Raw genomic sequence first — 15,454 nt, 5'->3', positions numbered from 1 at the left:
TCATGCCAGCGTCAGGCCGCTGGCGCGCAGGGGTTCGGCCCCTTGCAGGAAATATCGCCGCGCCACCGCGTCCGCCAGCGCGATCAGCCGCCCCTCGATCGCCAACAGCGCGCCGGCGTCCAGCGTCGCGGCATCCGCCGTCGCCAGCATCGCCCCCAGTTCGGCGGCGACGCGCTGTTGCGGTTCGGCCAGTCCGTCGTCCTTCAGAACCGGAAGCGCAGCCAGATGCTCGGCGATGCGCGCCACCTGAAATGCCAGCGCGCGCGGATTGCCGGGGTCCAGCGCCACCAGGTCGATCACCGCCACCCGCGCGATGCCGGTCAGATATCGCTGCCGATAACTAATCTGGCTGTCCGCCAGGTCGAGCAGGACCGACAGGTCATCGGCGCTCGACGCCTCGATCCCGAAGCTCAGAACCGCGCGCACGATCTTGATCGCGCGTTCGATGCGGCGACCCAGATCGTGGAAGCGCCAGCCATCGGTGCGGCCCATATGCTCCGCCGATAGCCCCGCCAGCGCGGCATAGCGCCGCTGGAGCGAACCTGCCCGGTCCAGCACCCCGCCCCGCGTGGGGTGCGGCGCGTCCAGCAGGCGGATCATGTCGGCGGCGAGCCGGTCGCGGCTGACCCGGCCCAGCCCGCGCGCCTGGCGGTTGATGGCGCGCACCGAATACCAGCCACTATCGACGCTCTCCATGGCCGTGCGCGCGGTGGTGACCAGATCGGTGCGGCGGTGGCTCGACGGTTCTGGCGCGGCACCCAGCGACGCGATCGTCGCGGCGATGCGGCGGACCGTGGCCGGAGCCAGCGCCGCGCCCGCATCGGCAGTGATTGAATGGCCCAGCAACACGCGGATCAGGCCCAGCAGCGCCTCACCCCGTTCCAGATAGCGACCCAGCCAGAACAGATTGTCCGCCGCGCGGCTGGGCAAGGTGCCGGGATTGCGGCGCAGGTGCAGCGAATCGACGGCGGGCAGCAGCGACACCGGCTCCACGGCATCGCTGCCATGGACGATGACGTCGGCGGACCATTCACCCTCTCCGATGGCCGTGGCGCGCGGGTCGGCATGTTCGCCGATGCGCGCGAACCCGCCGGGCAGCACGCTCCACCCGCCTTGCCCGTCGCGCGCGGCAAAGACGCGCAGCGTGAAGGGTCGCGGTACCAGCGCGCCGTCGATGACGACGGGCATAGTGGACAGATGCACCACTTCCTGCCCCACATAATCCTGTGGCCGCCGCTCGATATCCGCCAGCAGCGCGGCACGGGCATCGTCGGACAGCTCCGCCCCCGAAACGGGGCGCCCGTCGGACAGGGCAAGGGTCGGCACGCCGAAAGCGGGAGCGATGGTCATGCTGGCCAGTTCATCGACCACCTGGGCCGCCGCGCGCGGCTGTCCGCACCACCAGGTGGCGATGTTAGGCAGCGACAGCCCCTCCCCCGTCAGCCGGGTGGAAAGCGCGGGGAGGAACGCCGCCAGTGCGGGCGATTCCAGCACGCCTGCACCGGGCGCATTGGCAACCACGACATTGCCCGCCGCCATCGCATCGACCAGTCCGGGCACGCCGATCGCCGATGTAGAATCGAACGCCAGCGGGTCCAGCAGCGTGGGATCGGTCCGCCGCCACAGCCCGTCGACGCGCTTCAGCCCGGCGATGGTGCGGACGTAAAGCCGGTCGTCGATCACGGCCAGATCGGCACCCTCAACCAGCAAGAAGCCCAGATAGCGCGCCAGATGTGCCTGTTCGGCATAGCTCTGGTTCAGCCGCCCCGGCGTCATCAGCCCGATGCGCGGGTCGCTGCGCGCGCAGGCGGCGGCCAGCCCGTCGCGTAGGCTGGCGAAAAAGGGGGCATGCCGCTCTACATTCAGCCGCGCCTGAAGTCCGCCCAGCGTCCGCGCGATTGCCAGCCGGTTCTCCAGCGCATAGCCCGCGCCGACGGGACCGCGCAGATGATCGGCCAGCACGCTCCATTCACCGGTCGGCCCGCGGCACAGATCGACCGCCACGACATTCAGGTGATGCCCGCCCGGCGGCACCAGACCCTTCATCGGCCGCAGGAAATAGGGGCTGCCCGTCACCACGGCCGCCGGAATCAGCCCCTGCGACACCAACCGGGCGGGGCCATAGAGATCGGCGGCAATCGTCTCCATCAACTCGGCACGCTGGATAACGCCGTCGCGAATACCTGCCCATTCGTCGCCGTCGATCAGCAGGGGCACCGGCGACAGCGGCCAGGGGCGCTCGTCACTGTCGCCCGCCACACGAAAGCCGGTGCCGATGTCATCGGCCTGGCGCTGTGCGCGTTCCAACGCATCGGCCAGCGATTCGCCGACATTGGCGGCCAGTTCCTCGAACAGCGCGCGCCATGCGGCATCGTCAGCGGCATCGGCCATCACGTCGCCGCGCAACCGCGCCGCGCGATAATCCGCGATCCAGCGGTCCGCCACGATACCGGCGTCGAACAAGCTTGCCGTTCGACTTGCCATCCGTGCCATTCCCCCGCTTGCGACGCGCCCCTCCCCTTTCCGCGAAAGCGCGGGCGCGCGCAATGGGCTTGCCCGCACCGCGCGCAAGCGGCAGCATGTTTGCGACCACGACCCGCATCAACGCGGGCTTTCCATGTATCGGGAGAGCGACACGCCATGACGTATTTCGGCCGCATCATATTTGGTAACGCTATCATCGCCGCCGCATTGATGGCGGCCCCTGCACGGGCGCAGGACGCAACGATCATCCCTATCGCCGCCCCCGCCGAACCGAATGCGATTTCGCTCGGCACCAAGGGGGTCGAGGGATCGACCGCCCGCGAAAGCTGGTTCCGTCAATATGGCACCGCTTTCACCCGCAACGTCACCGAAGCGACGCTGACCCCCTTCCTGCCTGATCCGGCCAAGGCCAACGGCACGGCAGTCATCGTAGCGCCTGGCGGCGGCTTCCTGTTCCTGTCGATGGAGAATGAGGGCTGGCGCGTGGCACAGGCGCTGGCCGATCGCGGGATCGCTGCCTTCGTCCTGAAATACCGCACTCGCCCGACGCCGGGCGGGGAAGCCGAGTTCAAGCAGGCAATGGACGCGATGTTCGCCGGTGCCGCGCGCTCCACGCCCTCGCCGCGCGCTGCACCGCCCGCCGGACAGGTCGCGCCATGGGTTGAGGATGCGCGCGCCGCCTTCGCCCTTATCCGCCAGCGCAGCACCGAATGGCGCGTCGATCCGGCGCGCGTCGGCATGATCGGCTTTTCGGCGGGCGCGGGCACGACGATGGCGACCGCGCTGACCGCGCCGGACACCAAGCCCGCCTTTATCGGTCCCATTTATGGCTCGTTCGGCGCGGTCAATGTGCCTGCCGACGCACCGCCGATGTTCGCGGTGTTGGCCAGCGACGACCCGCTGTTCGCGGGCAAGGGATTCGGGCTGATCGAATCGTGGCAAAAGGCCAAGCGCCCGGTGGAGTTCCATCTGTATCAGGCGGGTGGTCATGGTTTTGGGCTGGGCAAGAAGGGGACGACCAGCACCGACTGGTTCGACAGCTTCATCCACTGGCTCGCCGTCAATGGCTGGATGATCAAGAAGTAACTCGTCAGATCGGCGGCAGCACCTGATCGGCGGCGCCCCAGCCCTTCAGGATGCGGCCGTTTGCGCGCTCGATCAGTTCGTCGGCATCGCCAAGCGTCCAGCGGGCGGCGGTGTCGATGTCCTTCAACTCGCTCCACGCGACCGGCGCCGCCACGGGCGCGCCGGGCCGCGCGCGCACGACATAGGGCAGCACCGCCGTCGCCCCGCGCTGATTGCGTAGCCAGTCGATGAAGATGCGCCCCTTGCGCTTCGCCTTGCTCATTGTCGCGGTGAAGCGATCCGGCTCCGCCGTCGCCAGCGCGCGGGCGAACCGGTCGGCAAAGGATTTGACCACCGGCCACTCGGCCTCCGGCGTCAGCGGCGCGACGACATGCACGCCCTTGCCACCCGACAGCATGGCAAAGCTGGTCAGGCCCATATCGGCCAGCACCGATTTCAGATGCTCGGCAGCCTTTTTGACATCGCCGAAGTCCAGCCCCTCATCGGGGTCCAGGTCGAAGACAAGTCGGTCGGGCCGCTCGACATCGGTAACCCGCACGCCCCAGCCATGAAACTCGATCGTGCCCATCTGCACGCACGCCAGCATCCCGACCGCATCCTCGACATACAGATAGGGTTCGTGCCCCCCGTCCTTTTCCCGAATATCGACCTGATTTACCTGCTCGCCGAAACTGCCCGCGTCATGCTTCTGGAAAAAACATTGTTTCGCGCGCCCCTGGGGACAGCGGACCAGGCTGATCGGGCGGTTGGCCAGCCATGGCAGCGCCAGGGCGGCGATCGCAGCATAATAATCGGCCAACTGCCCCTTGGTAATGCCGTCACCGGGAAAGATCACACGTTCGCGACTGGTGATGCGGATTGCCGGTTCAGCAGCGACCGCCACCGTCGGCTCCGACGCCACATCCTTCGCCGGCTTGTCGTCGCGCAGTGCGATAAAGCTGGCGTGGCGCACCACCTGTTCGGCGGTAAACTCGGCAAAGGCGACTTCGGCCACCAGCTTGGGCGTCACCCACTGCGCGCCCCGTGCGGCAGCACGTGGGACATCGACCGGCGCGGTCTTTCGGCTCAGCTTTTCCAGCTTGGCCAGCAGCATGTCCTGCGTTGCGGCATTGAATCCGGTCCCGACCTTGCCCGCATAGCGCAGTTGCCCATCCTCGTTGAGCCCCAGCAGCAGCGAGCGAAAACCCCGCCCCTTGGCCGATGACGGCAGCCAGCCGACGATCACGAATTCCTGCCGCCGGACGCATTTGACCTTCAGCCACGATTTGCCGCGCCCCGCGCGATAGGGGGCGTCGGCGCGTTTGGACACGATGCCCTCCAGCCCCTCCGCACACATGGCGTCGAACAGCTTTTCGCCCGCGCCCAGCACATGTTCGGCATAATGGATGCGCGTGTCCCCGGCGGGCAGCAGCGCCTGCAAGCGCTGCTTGCGCTCGACCAGCGGCAACGCGCGCAGATCGTCCCCGCCCGCCGCCAACAGGTCGAAGGCGAACAGCATCATGTCGCCGCCGCCGTTCGAAATCGCATCCTGCAAGGTCGAGAAATCAGGCTTGCCGTCCTTCATCGCGACGATCTCACCGTCGATCAGCGCGGGCGTGTCGATCGCGGCCATGGCGTCTGCAATGGCGGGAAACTTGTCGGTCCAGTCGAGGCCGGATCGCGTATAGACGCGCGGGCCATCGCCGCCGGTCGCGATCAGCGCGCGATAGCCGTCATATTTCACCTCGTGCAGCCAGCCATTGCCCGCCGGCACCGCATCGGTCAGCGTGGCAAGCTGCACATCCTGCGACTTGGGCCGCGTCGCCTTGCGCACGCTCTTCCCGGCGCGCTTCACCTTCTTGCCCTCGGCGATTTCCTGCATCGTGCGGCCGGTATCGATGCTGGTCAGCGCGGTTTCGACCAGTTCGTCGGCGCCCCCGGCATGTGGATCATCGATTTTCCTGAGCAGCCAGTTCTCCCGCTTCTCCCGCCCGCGCGGTTTGAGGCGGATCAGCAGCCACTCGCCCTTCATCCGCTCGCCATCCAGAACGAAGTGCAGATGCCCTTTTTCCAGGTCGCTGGCCGACTTGCCCTTGATCGGCGACCATGTGCCCCGGTCCCACAGCATGACGGTGCCGCCGCCATATTCGTCCGCCGGAATCGTTCCTTCAAAGCTGGCATAGGACAGCGGATGATCCTCGGTCCGCACGGCCAGCCGCTTTTCGGCGGGGTCCAGGCTGGGGCCGCGCGTCACCGCCCAGCTTTTCAGCACGCCGTCCAGTTCGATGCGAAAATCCCAATGCAGGCGCGTCGCGTCATGCTTTTGCACGACGAACGAATTGCCGTTGCCCGCCGCCAGCGACCCTGCCGGTTCGGCGGTACGCGCGAAATCGCGCTTGGCGTTATAGGTCGCAAGCGGATCGCGCTCAGCCATCGTCACGCTCCGGCGCCCGCTGCTCGACCGCGCGCAACACCGTCAACAGCACTACCGCCACGCCGATCCCCATCAGCGCCAGCGGATATTGCCCCGCGCCAAAGGTGATGCCGATCGCTGCCGCCAGCCACAGATGCGCGGCGGTGGTCAGGTTCTTGACCTCCCCCTTGCTGAACACGATCAGCGCGCCCGCCATTACGCCGACCATCGCCGCCGTCCCCTCGATCACGCGCAGCGGGTCCAGTCGCGCTTCGGGGCCGCCCAGTTGCAGGTAAAGCGCGATCGACGCCACCGTCAGCAGCGCGGTCGAAAAACAGATGATGGCATGGGTCCGCAGTCCCGGCCCGTGCCCACGCACCTCGCGGTCGACGCCCAGCAACAGCCCCGCCGCTGTCGCACCGCCCAGCCGTGCGACCGCATCCCATCCCAGCGCGTCGAGCGCAATCGGTGCGTTCAGCAACAACCCGCTCACGCGCGCTTGCGGGCCGGGGATTTGCGGGGCGCAGGCTTCTTCGCCGCAGCCTTTTTGGCGGGCGCCTTTCGCGGCGTGCCGCCGGTCGTCTCGCCCGGCTTCTCCAGACTCTTCTTCAGCGCAGCCATCAGGTCGACGACGTTCGAACCGCGCCGGGCGGGCGAATCGTCGTCGGCATCCTCGACGATCTTGCCGCCCTTGGCCTTGGTCTTGCGCTCGATCAGCCCTTTCAGCGCGTCGACATAGCGGTCGTGAAAGACCGACGGGTCGAACTTGCCCGCCTTTTTCTCGATCAGCGTTTCGGCCAGATCGAGCAGATCGGCATCGGGCGCATCGTCGGGAATGTCGCGGAAATAGCCCTGCGCCTTGTGCACTTCATCGGCATAACGCAGCGTCTCCAGCACCATGCCGCGCCCGCATGGTTTCAGGCTGACGACATATTCGCGGCCGCGCAGCGCCAACTGGCCCAGCCCGACCTTCTTGGTGCGCTTCAACGCCTCGCGCAGCACGATGAACGCTTCTTCCGCCAGATCGTCGGCCGGGACAACGAAATAGGGCTTTTCGTAATAAAGCACGTCAATCTCGTGCGCGTCGACGAACTGGGTCAACTCCAGCGTCTTTTTCGATTCCAGCTTCACCGCCTCGATCTCGTCCTGATCGAGCAGGACATAGCTGCCCTTCTCGATCTCGAAGCCCTTCATGATCTCGTCGGCATCCACCGGGCCGACGCCGGTGACGACCTTCTCATATTTGATCGGCTTACCCGTGGGTTCGTGGATCTGGCGAAAGCTGATCGAGGCACCGCTGCGCGTCGCCGAATAGATTTCCACCGGGATCGAGACGAGGGCGAGGCGGATCTGCCCCTGCCAGTAAGCGCGCGCAGCCATGACGCATCCAATCCCGTTCGTTGCGAGGCCGATTCAAAGCGTGAGCGCCGCTTGTGTTCCTCGACAGCCCCACATGACAGGCGTATGTCGCCGCGATCATGGCCGACGATCCCTTTACGCTGTTCGACGCATGGTTCGCGGAAGCGCGAACCAGCGAATTGAACGACTCGAACGCGATGGCGCTGGCCACCGCCGATGCAGCGGGTCGCCCGTCGGTCCGCATGGTGTTGCTCAAGGGGCATGGCCCGGACGGATTCGTCTTCTACACCAATCGCGAAAGCCGCAAGGCGGGCGATCTGGCAGCGAACACGCATGTCGCGCTGCTGTTTCACTGGAAATCGCTGCGCCGGCAAATCCGGATCGAGGGGACCGTCGCCCCCGCCACCGACGCCGAATCCGACGCCTATTTCGCCAGCCGCAGCCGCGACTCACAGCTTGGCGCCTGGGCCAGCGACCAGTCGCGCCCGCTGGCCGACCGCGCGACGTTCGAAGCGCGGTTCGATGAAATGAAGGCCCGGTTCGAGGGTGGCGACGTGCCGCGCCCGCCGCATTGGGGCGGTTATCGCGTGACGCCGACCGCCATCGAATTCTGGCAGGACCGCGCCCACCGGCTGCACGAACGCCGCCTGTTCACGGCGACGGACGACGGCTGGCGGGAGGGGATGCTGTACCCGTGACCGAAACCGAACGCCGCCGCACCATCCTGAACAACGTCACCGCGCGCGCCGCGATGGCGAGCGTGGCGACGGCGATCTTCCTGCTGTCGCTGAAAGGCTATGCCGCCTGGACGACCAGTTCGGTCGCGCTGCTGGGCAGCCTTGCCGACTCTGCGCTCGACGTGCTGGCGTCGCTGGTCACGCTGTACGGTGTGCGGCTGGCGGCACAGCCCGCCGACCATGACCACCGTTTCGGCCATGGCAAGGCAGAGGCGCTGGCCGCGCTGTTCCAGGTGGCATTGATTACCGCATCTGCGCTGGCGATCGGCTGGCGCGGCGTGACCGCGCTTGGCAGCGATGCGCCGATTGCGGATCCGGGATTGGGCATTGCGGTGTCGGTGGTCGCGATCGTCGCGACGCTGGCGCTGGTCGCCTATCAAAAGCGGATCATCGCCGCGACCGGATCGGTCGCGGTGCAGGCCGACAGCCTTCATTATCAGGGCGACATCCTGCTGAACCTGTCGGTAATCGCGGCACTGGTCCTTGATCGTTATCTCGGCCTGTCGGGCGCCGACGCACTGTTCGGCATCGCCATTGCCGCGTGGCTGGGCTTTGGCGCGTTCAAGGCGTCGGCCCATGCCATCGATCAGTTGATGGACAAGGAATGGCCGGAGGACGAGCGGCAGCGTTATATCGCCGTCGCCGTTGCCGTGCCCGACGTGCGCGGCATACATGATTTCCGCACGCGCCGGTCGGGCACGCGCGATTTCGCGCAGTTCCACATGAACGTCGACCGCACGCTGAACATCGTCGAGGCGCATGACGTGGTCGAGGCGGTGGAAATGGCGCTGCACCGCGCCTTCCCCAAGGTGGAGGTGCTGATCCACCTCGACCCCGAAGGGCATACCGACACCGACGATCCCCTGGTCGAGGAAGACGTGACCCCGCACTGGTTCCGAAAGCGCGCCTGATGACCGAGCTGACCTTTGCTCAGATCGACGCCTTTGCCGATCGCCCGTTCGCGGGCAATCCGGCGGCGGTGATGCCGATGGACGCCTGGCTCGACGACGTGGTGCTGCAGGCGATTGCGGCGGAGAATAATCTGGCCGAAACCGCCTTCCTGATCCCCGACCAAAGTGGTCGTGCCGATTACGAACTGCGCTGGTTCACCCCCACGGTCGAGGTGGAGTTGTGCGGTCACGCCACGCTGGCCAGCGGCCACTGGCTATTGTCGAACGATGCCGCGCTGGACCGCGTGACCTTTGCCACCCGCGAAGCGGGCGTGCTGACGGTCGCACGCGATGGCGCGGGCTATGCCATGGCGCTGCCCGCCTACCCGCCTTCGCCCGTCGAGATGCCCGAATTGCTGGCGGCACTGGGTGTCGAGCGGGGCGAGGTTCTGCGTCACGCGGCGGGTTACGACATGGTTGTGCTGGACGATGGGGATGCCGTCCGCGCGCTGCGTCCCGACTTCCGTGCGTTGGCAGCGATTGGTGACACGCTGAACATCGTGACCGCGCCCGGCACCGACACCGATGTCGTCAGCCGCGTCTTCGCCCCCGCCGTCGGCATCGACGAAGACCCGGTGACCGGATCGGCGCACTGCGTCCTGACGCCCTATTGGGCCGCGCGCCTTGGCCGTTCGCGCTTCACCGCGTTTCAGGCGAGCGCTCGCGGCGGCCATGTCGATTGCGAGGCGGCGGGCGAGCGCGTCATCCTGCGGGGGCAATGCGTCACGGTGATCGAGGGGCGCTTCCGCCTGTAATCCGCGCCCGCCGCACTGGCGATGGGCGCGACGTTCCTCAGCGCCGGACCAGCGTGCCGGCACCGCGCCGGGTAAAGATTTCCAGCAGCATGCCGTGCGGAATACGCCCGTCGAGGATGACGGCCGCGTCCACCCCCGCCTCAACCGCCGCGACGCAGGTTTCGACCTTGGGAATCATGCCGCCCGAAATCGTGCCATCGGCCTTCAGCTCGCCAATGCGCGCGGGGTTCAGGTCGGTCTGAAGCTCGCCCGACTTGTCCAGCACGCCCGGCACATCGGTCAAAAGGAAGAAGCGCGAAGCGCCCAGTGCCCCGGCAATCGCGCCTGCCATGGTGTCGGCGTTGATGTTATAGGTGTGTCCGTCAACACCCAGCGCGACCGGCGCCACCACGGGGATGACATTCTGGCTGGCCAGCATGTTCAGGATCATCGGATCGACCGCGACCGGTTCGCCGACAAAGCCCAGATCGACGTGCCGCTCGATCCCTGAATTGCGGTCCGGTTCGGTCCGGGTGACCTTTTGCGCGGTGACAAGCCGCGCGTCCTTGCCCGAAATGCCGACGGCCCGACCGCCCGCCGAATCGATCCAGCCGACGATTTCCTTGTTGATCTTGCCCGCCAGCACCATTTCCGCGACTTCGGCGGTGGCGGCGTCGGTGACGCGCAGCCCGCCGACGAACTGGGATTCGACGCCCAGCCGCTTCAGCATCGCGCCGATCTGCGGCCCGCCGCCATGGACGACGACCGGGTTAATGCCGACCGCCTTCAGCAGCACCACATCCTCGGCAAAATCGCGCGCCAGTTCGGGGTCGCCCATCGCGTGGCCGCCATATTTGATGACGAACGTCGCACCGGCATAACGCTGGATATAGGGCAGCGCCTCGGTCAGGGTTTCGGCTTTGACGAGCATTGCGGGATCGGGGGCGTGGTTGGTCATTCGGTTCAAGTCCTCGCAGCGGCGGGGGCGTCCAGGCGGCGGCCCAGCCCGACGAACAGATAGATGAGCGGCGGCACCAGGATCAGCGACAGCGCGACCTTGGCCAGCATCTGCCCGGCGATCAGCTGACCGACGGGGAAGACGCCGTAAAAGGCGACGGTGACGAAGATCAGCGTGTCCAGAATCTGGCTCAACACGCTGGCCACGCCCGCGCGCAGCCACAACATGCGGCCCTTTCCGCGCTTCAGCGCGTCGAACAGCGTCACATTCAGGATCTGCGACAGGCCATAGGCGACGATGCCGCCCATCCAGATGCGCCACGTGCTGCTCATCAGCATCGTGAATGCCGCCACCCGCTCGGTCTCCATGCTGGGCGCGGGCGGCAGTTGCACGACGATCCACGACAGCGCCATCGACACCAGCAGCGGCACGAAGCCGATCAGCACCAGCCGATTGGCCACCGCGCGACCGTGCAGCTCGGCCACCGCCGACGACACCACCACCAGCAGCAGAAAGGCAAAGATACCCGCCTCCACCGCCAATGGCCCCAACGCCACCTGCTTGTTGCCAAGCACCCCGGCAATACAGACCATGCCGCCATAAAAAATGGCGAGCGAAAACAGCGAACGGGAAATCGGCGCGGGCGAGTCCATCGCGGGCGGTTAGCCGATGGCGCGCCCGCGCGAAAGTGGCAGCCGTGTCACAGCCGAACAGCGAAGCGCACAAGTCGCTGGCATCGCCGGCGATCCTGTGTCACCCGACTTCTTTCGAAAACGCCTGGGCCGCCCTCTGCGCGGCCCGCTTGGGAAAGCGACAGGGCTTTGGTGACACGTTTCCTGATCGGCCTTTGCGGCATCGCCGTCATTCTGGCGATCGCCGTTCTTCTATCTGCCAACCGCCGCGCCATTCGCCTGCGCGTGGTCGGCGCGGCTTTTGCATTGCAGGCGGGGATCGCGTTCCTCGTCCTCTACGTACCCGCCGGGCAATCCGCGATCCGCGCCATGGCGGCGGGGGTGTCGGCGCTGCTGGGCTATGCCAAGGCGGGCACCGACTTCATCTTCGGCCCGCTGGCGACGCCCGAAATGGGCGGGCAGAGCTTTGCCATCTCGGCACTGCCGGTGATCATCTTCTTCGCCAGCCTGGTGTCGGTGCTGTACCATCTGCGCGTCATGCAGTTCATCATCCGCTGGGTCGGGGGCGCGATCGAGCGGGTGATCGGCGTGTCCAAGGTCGAATCGCTGTGCGCTGCGGCCAATATCTTTGTCGGACAAAGCGAATCGCCGCTGGTCATCCGCCCCTATCTTTCCAGCCTGACGCCCAGCCAGTTGTTCACCGTGATGTCGGTCGGCATGGCGGGCGTGGCGGGCACGATCCTGGCGGCCTACGCCTCGTTCCTTGGTCCGGAATCGCTGCCCTATCTTCTGGCGGCCAGCTTCATGGCGGCGCCGGGCGGCATCCTGATGGCCAAGATCATCATGCCCGATGTCGCATCGGCCCCCAACGTCCAGCACGACACGTTCGAGGAAGCCGCCGTGCTGGCGGTCGCCGAACCCGATCCAGAGGATGAACGCGCCGCCAACCTGATCATGGCCGCCGCAATGGGCGCGCAGACGGGTGTGAAGATCGCGGTGGCGGTCGGTGCGATGGTGCTGGCGTTCGTGGCGCTGGTGGCGATGGCGAACGGCCTGCTGGGCGTGGTCGGCGGCTGGTTCGGCTATCCGGCGCTCAGCTTCCAGATGCTGATCGGCACCGTGTTCCAACCGGTGATGTTCCTGCTGAACATCCCCTGGGACGAAGCGGGCATGGCGGGCGGCCTGTTCGGGACCAAGGTGGTGCTGAACGAATTCGTCGCCTTTATCGAACTGGGCCAGATCGGGGACCAGTTGAGCCAGCGCACCATCGCCATCGTCACCTTTGCGCTGTGCGGCTTTGCCAATTTCAGCTCGATCGCGATCCAGATGGCCGCGACGGGCAGTCTGGCACCCAATCAGCGTCCGACCATCGCCCGGCTCGGCGTGCGGGCGCTGCTTGCGGGCAGCCTGGCCAATCTGATGTCGGCGGCGCTGGCAGGTCTGATCCTGCCGTAATGGACGACAGGGCGAACGCCGTGGCGCCCGCCCTGTCCCGGCTTATCGAACGGTCAGCGTCAGCGCGCCGTCGCCCTCATCCACCGCGACGGTCGAGCCGTCGCGCACCTCGCCCTTCAGGATCAGGTCGGCCAGCGGGTCCTGAAGATAGCGCTGCACCGCGCGTTTCAGCGGGCGGGCGCCATAGACGGGATCGTACCCCACCCGCCCCAGCCACGCGCGCGCTGCGTCGGTCAGGTCGATGGTGATCTTGCGGTCCGCCAGCAACCGGCTGACGCGCCCGACCTGAATGTCGACGATCGGCGCCATATGCTCCGCCGCCAGCCGGTGGAACAGGATCACCTCGTCCAGCCGGTTGAGGAATTCGGGCCGGAAATGCGCGCGCACCACCTCCATCACTTGCGGCTCGACCGTTTCCACGGATTCGCCGTCAGCAAGGTTGGTCAGATACTGGCTGCCCAGGTTCGATGTCAGGATGATGATCGTGTTCGAAAAATCGACCGTGCGCCCCTGTCCGTCGGTCAGGCGACCGTCGTCCAGCACCTGCAGCAGCACGTTGAACACGTCGCCATGCGCCTTCTCCACCTCGTCGAACAGCACGACCTGATAGGGGCGCCGACGCACCGCTTCGGTCAGCACGCCGCCCTCTTCATAGCCGACATAGCCCGGCGGCGCGCCGATCAGCCGCGCGACCGCGTGCTTTTCCATGAATTCGGACATGTCGATGCGGACCATGGCGTTCGGATCGTCGAACAGGAACTCGGCCAGCGTCTTGGTCAACTCGGTCTTGCCGACGCCCGTGGGGCCAAGGAACAGGAAGCTGCCCAGCGGCCGGTTCGGGTCCTGTAGCCCCGCACGGCTGCGGCGCACGGCGGTCGACACCGCGCGCACCGCCTCGGCCTGACCGATCACCCGTTTGGCGAGTGCGTCTTCCATCTGGAGCAGCTTTTCGCGCTCGCCCTCCAGCATCCGGTCGACGGGAATGCCGGTCCAACGGCTGACGACGCCGGCGATATCGTCGGCGGTCACTTCCTCGCGCAGCATCGCGCCCTGAGTCGCGCCTGCCGCTTCCTCAAGCTGCTTGGTCAGCTGGGGGATGGTGCCGTAGGAAAGCTCGCCCGCGCGGGCCAGATCGCCGGTGCGCTGCGCCTGTTCCAGCGCGATGCGCGCGGCGTCCAGCTGTTCCTTCAGCTTGGCCTCGGCCCCGATCTTGTCCTTTTCCGCCTGCCAGCGGGCGGTCAGCTCGGCCGATTGCTGTTCCAGATTGGCCAGATCGCGCTCGATCGTCTCCAGCCGGTCAACCGACGCGGCATCGGTTTCGCGGCGCAGCCCCTCCCGCTCGATCTTCAGGCGCAGGATGCGGCGGTCGAGCGTCTCGATCTCCTCCGGCTTGGATTCCACCTCCATGCGGATGCGGCTCGCCGCCTCGTCCATCAGGTCGATGGCCTTGTCGGGCAGGAAACGGTCGGTGATGTAGCGGTTGGACAAGGTCGCCGCCGACACCAGGGCGCCGTCGGTGATCCGCACGCCATGGTGCAGCTCGTATTTCTCCTTCAGCCCGCGCAGGATGCTGACCGTATCCTCGACGGTTGGCTCGCCCACGAACACCGGCTGGAACCGCCGCTGGAGCGCGGGGTCCTTTTCGACATATTTGCGATATTCATCCAGCGTGGTGGCGCCAATGCAGTGCAGTTCGCCGCGCGCAAGGGCGGGCTTCAACAGGTTCGACGCGTCCATCGCGCCATCGGTTTTACCCGCACCGATCAGCGTGTGCATTTCGTCGATGAACAGGATGATGTCGCCCTCACCCGCCTTCACCTCGTCCAGCACGCCCTTCAGCCGTTCCTCGAACTCGCCGCGATATTTCGCGCCCGCGATCAGGCTGCCCATGTCGAGCGCCATCAGCGTGCGGTCCTTCAGCGTATCGGGCACGTCGCCATTGGCAATCCGCAGCGCCAGCCCTTCGGCAATGGCGGTCTTGCCGACGCCGGGTTCGCCGATCAGCACGGGATTGTTCTTGGTCCGGCGCGCAAGGATCTGGATGGTGCGGCGGATTTCTTCGTCACGGCCGATCACCGGGTCCAGCTTGCCGTCGCGCGCAGCGTCGGTCAGATCGCGGGCAAATTTCTTGAGCGCGTCATAACGGTCCTCCGCCCCCGCCGTATCGGCGGTGCGACCCTTGCGGATCGTGTTGATCGCTTCGTTGAGGGCCTGCACCTGCACGCCCGCCGCCGCCAGCGCGCGACCGGCGGCGTTGTTGCCGGAAAGCACCAGTGCCAGCAGCAGCCGCTCGACCGTGACAAAGCTGTCGCCGGCCTTCTGCGCGACCTGCTCGGCCTGATCCAGCACGCGGACGGTGTCGTTATCCAGGCCCGGCGTCGATTGCGCGCCCGACCCGCTGACCGCCGGGATCTTGGCCAGCGCCGTATCGGTTTCGGCCAGCGCCCGGCCCGCATCGCCACCTGCCGCGGCAATCAGGCGCGACGCCATGCCCTGCTCATCCTCCAGCAGCGCCTTCAGCAGATGTTCGGGGGCGATCCGCTGATGGCTCATGCGGATGGCAACGGTCTGCGCCGATTGCAGGAAGCCCTTGGCGCGATCGGTGAATTTTTCGAGGTTCATGACGTCCCTGCCGACCCTTGATTTAATTCGATGATGCTGCGGAGA

Annotated in this window: 12 protein-coding genes; 5 read left to right on the top strand and 7 right to left on the bottom strand. The window is 66.6% G+C overall.

What is annotated here, in order from left to right:
• Complete coding sequence (locus tag ACAX61_RS13860) at positions 1–2,484, bottom strand: circularly permuted type 2 ATP-grasp protein (protein ID WP_370715439.1); 2,484 nt, start codon at positions 2,482–2,484, stop codon at positions 1–3.
• A gap of 210 nt (positions 2,485–2,694) precedes the next feature.
• On the opposite strand from ACAX61_RS13860, the gene ACAX61_RS13855 reads away from it, so the two are divergent.
• On the top strand, positions 2,695–3,570 hold the full coding sequence (locus ACAX61_RS13855; RefSeq protein ID WP_370715438.1) for an alpha/beta hydrolase: 876 nt from the start codon (positions 2,695–2,697) through the stop codon (positions 3,568–3,570).
• A gap of 4 nt (positions 3,571–3,574) precedes the next feature.
• Here the strand turns inward: ACAX61_RS13855 and ligD are convergent, their stop codons facing one another.
• From ligD to ku, 3 genes are read right to left on the bottom strand one after another with little or no spacing between them, the layout of a single operon-like run.
• The gene (ligD, locus tag ACAX61_RS13850) at positions 3,575–5,983 is read right to left on the bottom strand and encodes a DNA ligase D (RefSeq protein WP_370715437.1); all 2,409 of its coding nucleotides are present in this window, start codon (positions 5,981–5,983) and stop codon (positions 3,575–3,577) included.
• Positions 5,976–6,455, bottom strand: coding sequence for an MgtC/SapB family protein (locus ACAX61_RS13845; RefSeq protein ID WP_370715436.1), 480 nt, complete (start codon positions 6,453–6,455; stop codon positions 5,976–5,978). Before ACAX61_RS13845 ends, ligD begins: the two co-directional genes overlap by 8 nt.
• Positions 6,452–7,342 carry a non-homologous end joining protein Ku gene (gene ku / locus ACAX61_RS13840; RefSeq protein ID WP_370715435.1) on the bottom strand — a complete coding sequence of 297 codons (891 nt, stop codon included), beginning with the start codon at positions 7,340–7,342 and terminating at the stop codon, positions 6,452–6,454. Before ku ends, ACAX61_RS13845 begins: the two co-directional genes overlap by 4 nt.
• A 98-nt stretch (positions 7,343–7,440) precedes the next feature.
• Here ku and pdxH point away from each other — a divergent pair, with 98 nt between their 5' ends.
• The 3 genes from pdxH to ACAX61_RS13825 are packed head-to-tail and all read left to right on the top strand — an operon-like array spanning position 7,441 to position 9,763.
• Complete coding sequence (gene pdxH, locus ACAX61_RS13835) at positions 7,441–8,019, top strand: pyridoxamine 5'-phosphate oxidase (RefSeq protein ID WP_370715434.1); 579 nt, start codon at positions 7,441–7,443, stop codon at positions 8,017–8,019.
• Positions 8,016–8,969 (top strand): cation diffusion facilitator family transporter, encoded by a 954-nt coding sequence (locus tag ACAX61_RS13830; protein ID WP_370715433.1) that lies wholly within the window; start codon positions 8,016–8,018, stop codon positions 8,967–8,969. The genes pdxH and ACAX61_RS13830 overlap by 4 nt, the downstream gene beginning before the upstream one ends.
• Positions 8,969–9,763 carry a PhzF family protein gene (locus ACAX61_RS13825; RefSeq protein ID WP_370715432.1) on the top strand — a complete coding sequence of 265 codons (795 nt, stop codon included), beginning with the start codon at positions 8,969–8,971 and terminating at the stop codon, positions 9,761–9,763. Before ACAX61_RS13830 ends, ACAX61_RS13825 begins: the two co-directional genes overlap by 1 nt.
• A 37-nt stretch (positions 9,764–9,800) precedes the next feature.
• Here ACAX61_RS13825 and argB read toward each other — a convergent pair whose 3' ends face one another.
• Together argB and ACAX61_RS13815 are read right to left on the bottom strand one after the other, a co-directional pair.
• The gene (argB, locus tag ACAX61_RS13820; protein ID WP_370715431.1) at positions 9,801–10,700 is read right to left on the bottom strand and encodes an acetylglutamate kinase; all 900 of its coding nucleotides are present in this window, start codon (positions 10,698–10,700) and stop codon (positions 9,801–9,803) included.
• Between the two features lie 5 nt (positions 10,701–10,705).
• Positions 10,706–11,353 (bottom strand): queuosine precursor transporter, encoded by a 648-nt coding sequence (locus ACAX61_RS13815; RefSeq protein WP_370715430.1) that lies wholly within the window; start codon positions 11,351–11,353, stop codon positions 10,706–10,708.
• 171 nt (positions 11,354–11,524) lie between these two features.
• Between ACAX61_RS13815 and ACAX61_RS13810 the strand changes: the two genes are divergently transcribed.
• Entirely contained in the window at positions 11,525–12,787 is a 1,263-nt protein-coding gene (locus ACAX61_RS13810; protein WP_370715429.1) for a NupC/NupG family nucleoside CNT transporter, read from the top strand.
• Positions 12,788–12,829: 42 nt separating this feature from the next.
• On the opposite strand, the gene clpB is transcribed toward ACAX61_RS13810, so the two are convergent.
• Positions 12,830–15,409 carry an ATP-dependent chaperone ClpB gene (gene clpB / locus ACAX61_RS13805; RefSeq protein WP_370715428.1) on the bottom strand — a complete coding sequence of 860 codons (2,580 nt, stop codon included), beginning with the start codon at positions 15,407–15,409 and terminating at the stop codon, positions 12,830–12,832.
• Positions 15,410–15,454 lie beyond the last annotated feature (45 nt).

The sequence above is a fragment of the Sphingomonas sp. IW22 genome (genome assembly GCF_041321155.1).
Lineage (GTDB): Bacteria > Pseudomonadota > Alphaproteobacteria > Sphingomonadales > Sphingomonadaceae > Sphingomonas.
Note: the sequence above shows the minus strand (reverse complement) of the source record. Positions and strands in the feature narration are given on the sequence as shown.

Bases quoted from the DNA above. Each gene is read 5' to 3' on its own strand.
- ACAX61_RS13860 (WP_370715439.1), bottom strand. From the start codon at position 2,484: ATGGCAAGTCGAACGGCAAGCTTGTTCGACGCCGGTATCGTGGCGGAC.
- ACAX61_RS13855 (WP_370715438.1), top strand. From the start codon at position 2,695: ATGGCGGCCCCTGCACGGGCGCAGGACGCAACGATCATCCCTATCGCC.
- ligD (WP_370715437.1), bottom strand. From the start codon at position 5,983: ATGGCTGAGCGCGATCCGCTTGCGACCTATAACGCCAAGCGCGATTTC.
- ku (WP_370715435.1), bottom strand. From the start codon at position 7,342: ATGGCTGCGCGCGCTTACTGGCAGGGGCAGATCCGCCTCGCCCTCGTC.
- pdxH (WP_370715434.1), top strand. From the start codon at position 7,441: ATGGCCGACGATCCCTTTACGCTGTTCGACGCATGGTTCGCGGAAGCG.
- ACAX61_RS13825 (WP_370715432.1), top strand. From the start codon at position 8,969: ATGACCGAGCTGACCTTTGCTCAGATCGACGCCTTTGCCGATCGCCCG.
- argB (WP_370715431.1), bottom strand. From the start codon at position 10,700: ATGACCAACCACGCCCCCGATCCCGCAATGCTCGTCAAAGCCGAAACC.
- ACAX61_RS13815 (WP_370715430.1), bottom strand. From the start codon at position 11,353: ATGGACTCGCCCGCGCCGATTTCCCGTTCGCTGTTTTCGCTCGCCATT.
- clpB (WP_370715428.1), bottom strand. From the start codon at position 15,409: ATGAACCTCGAAAAATTCACCGATCGCGCCAAGGGCTTCCTGCAATCG.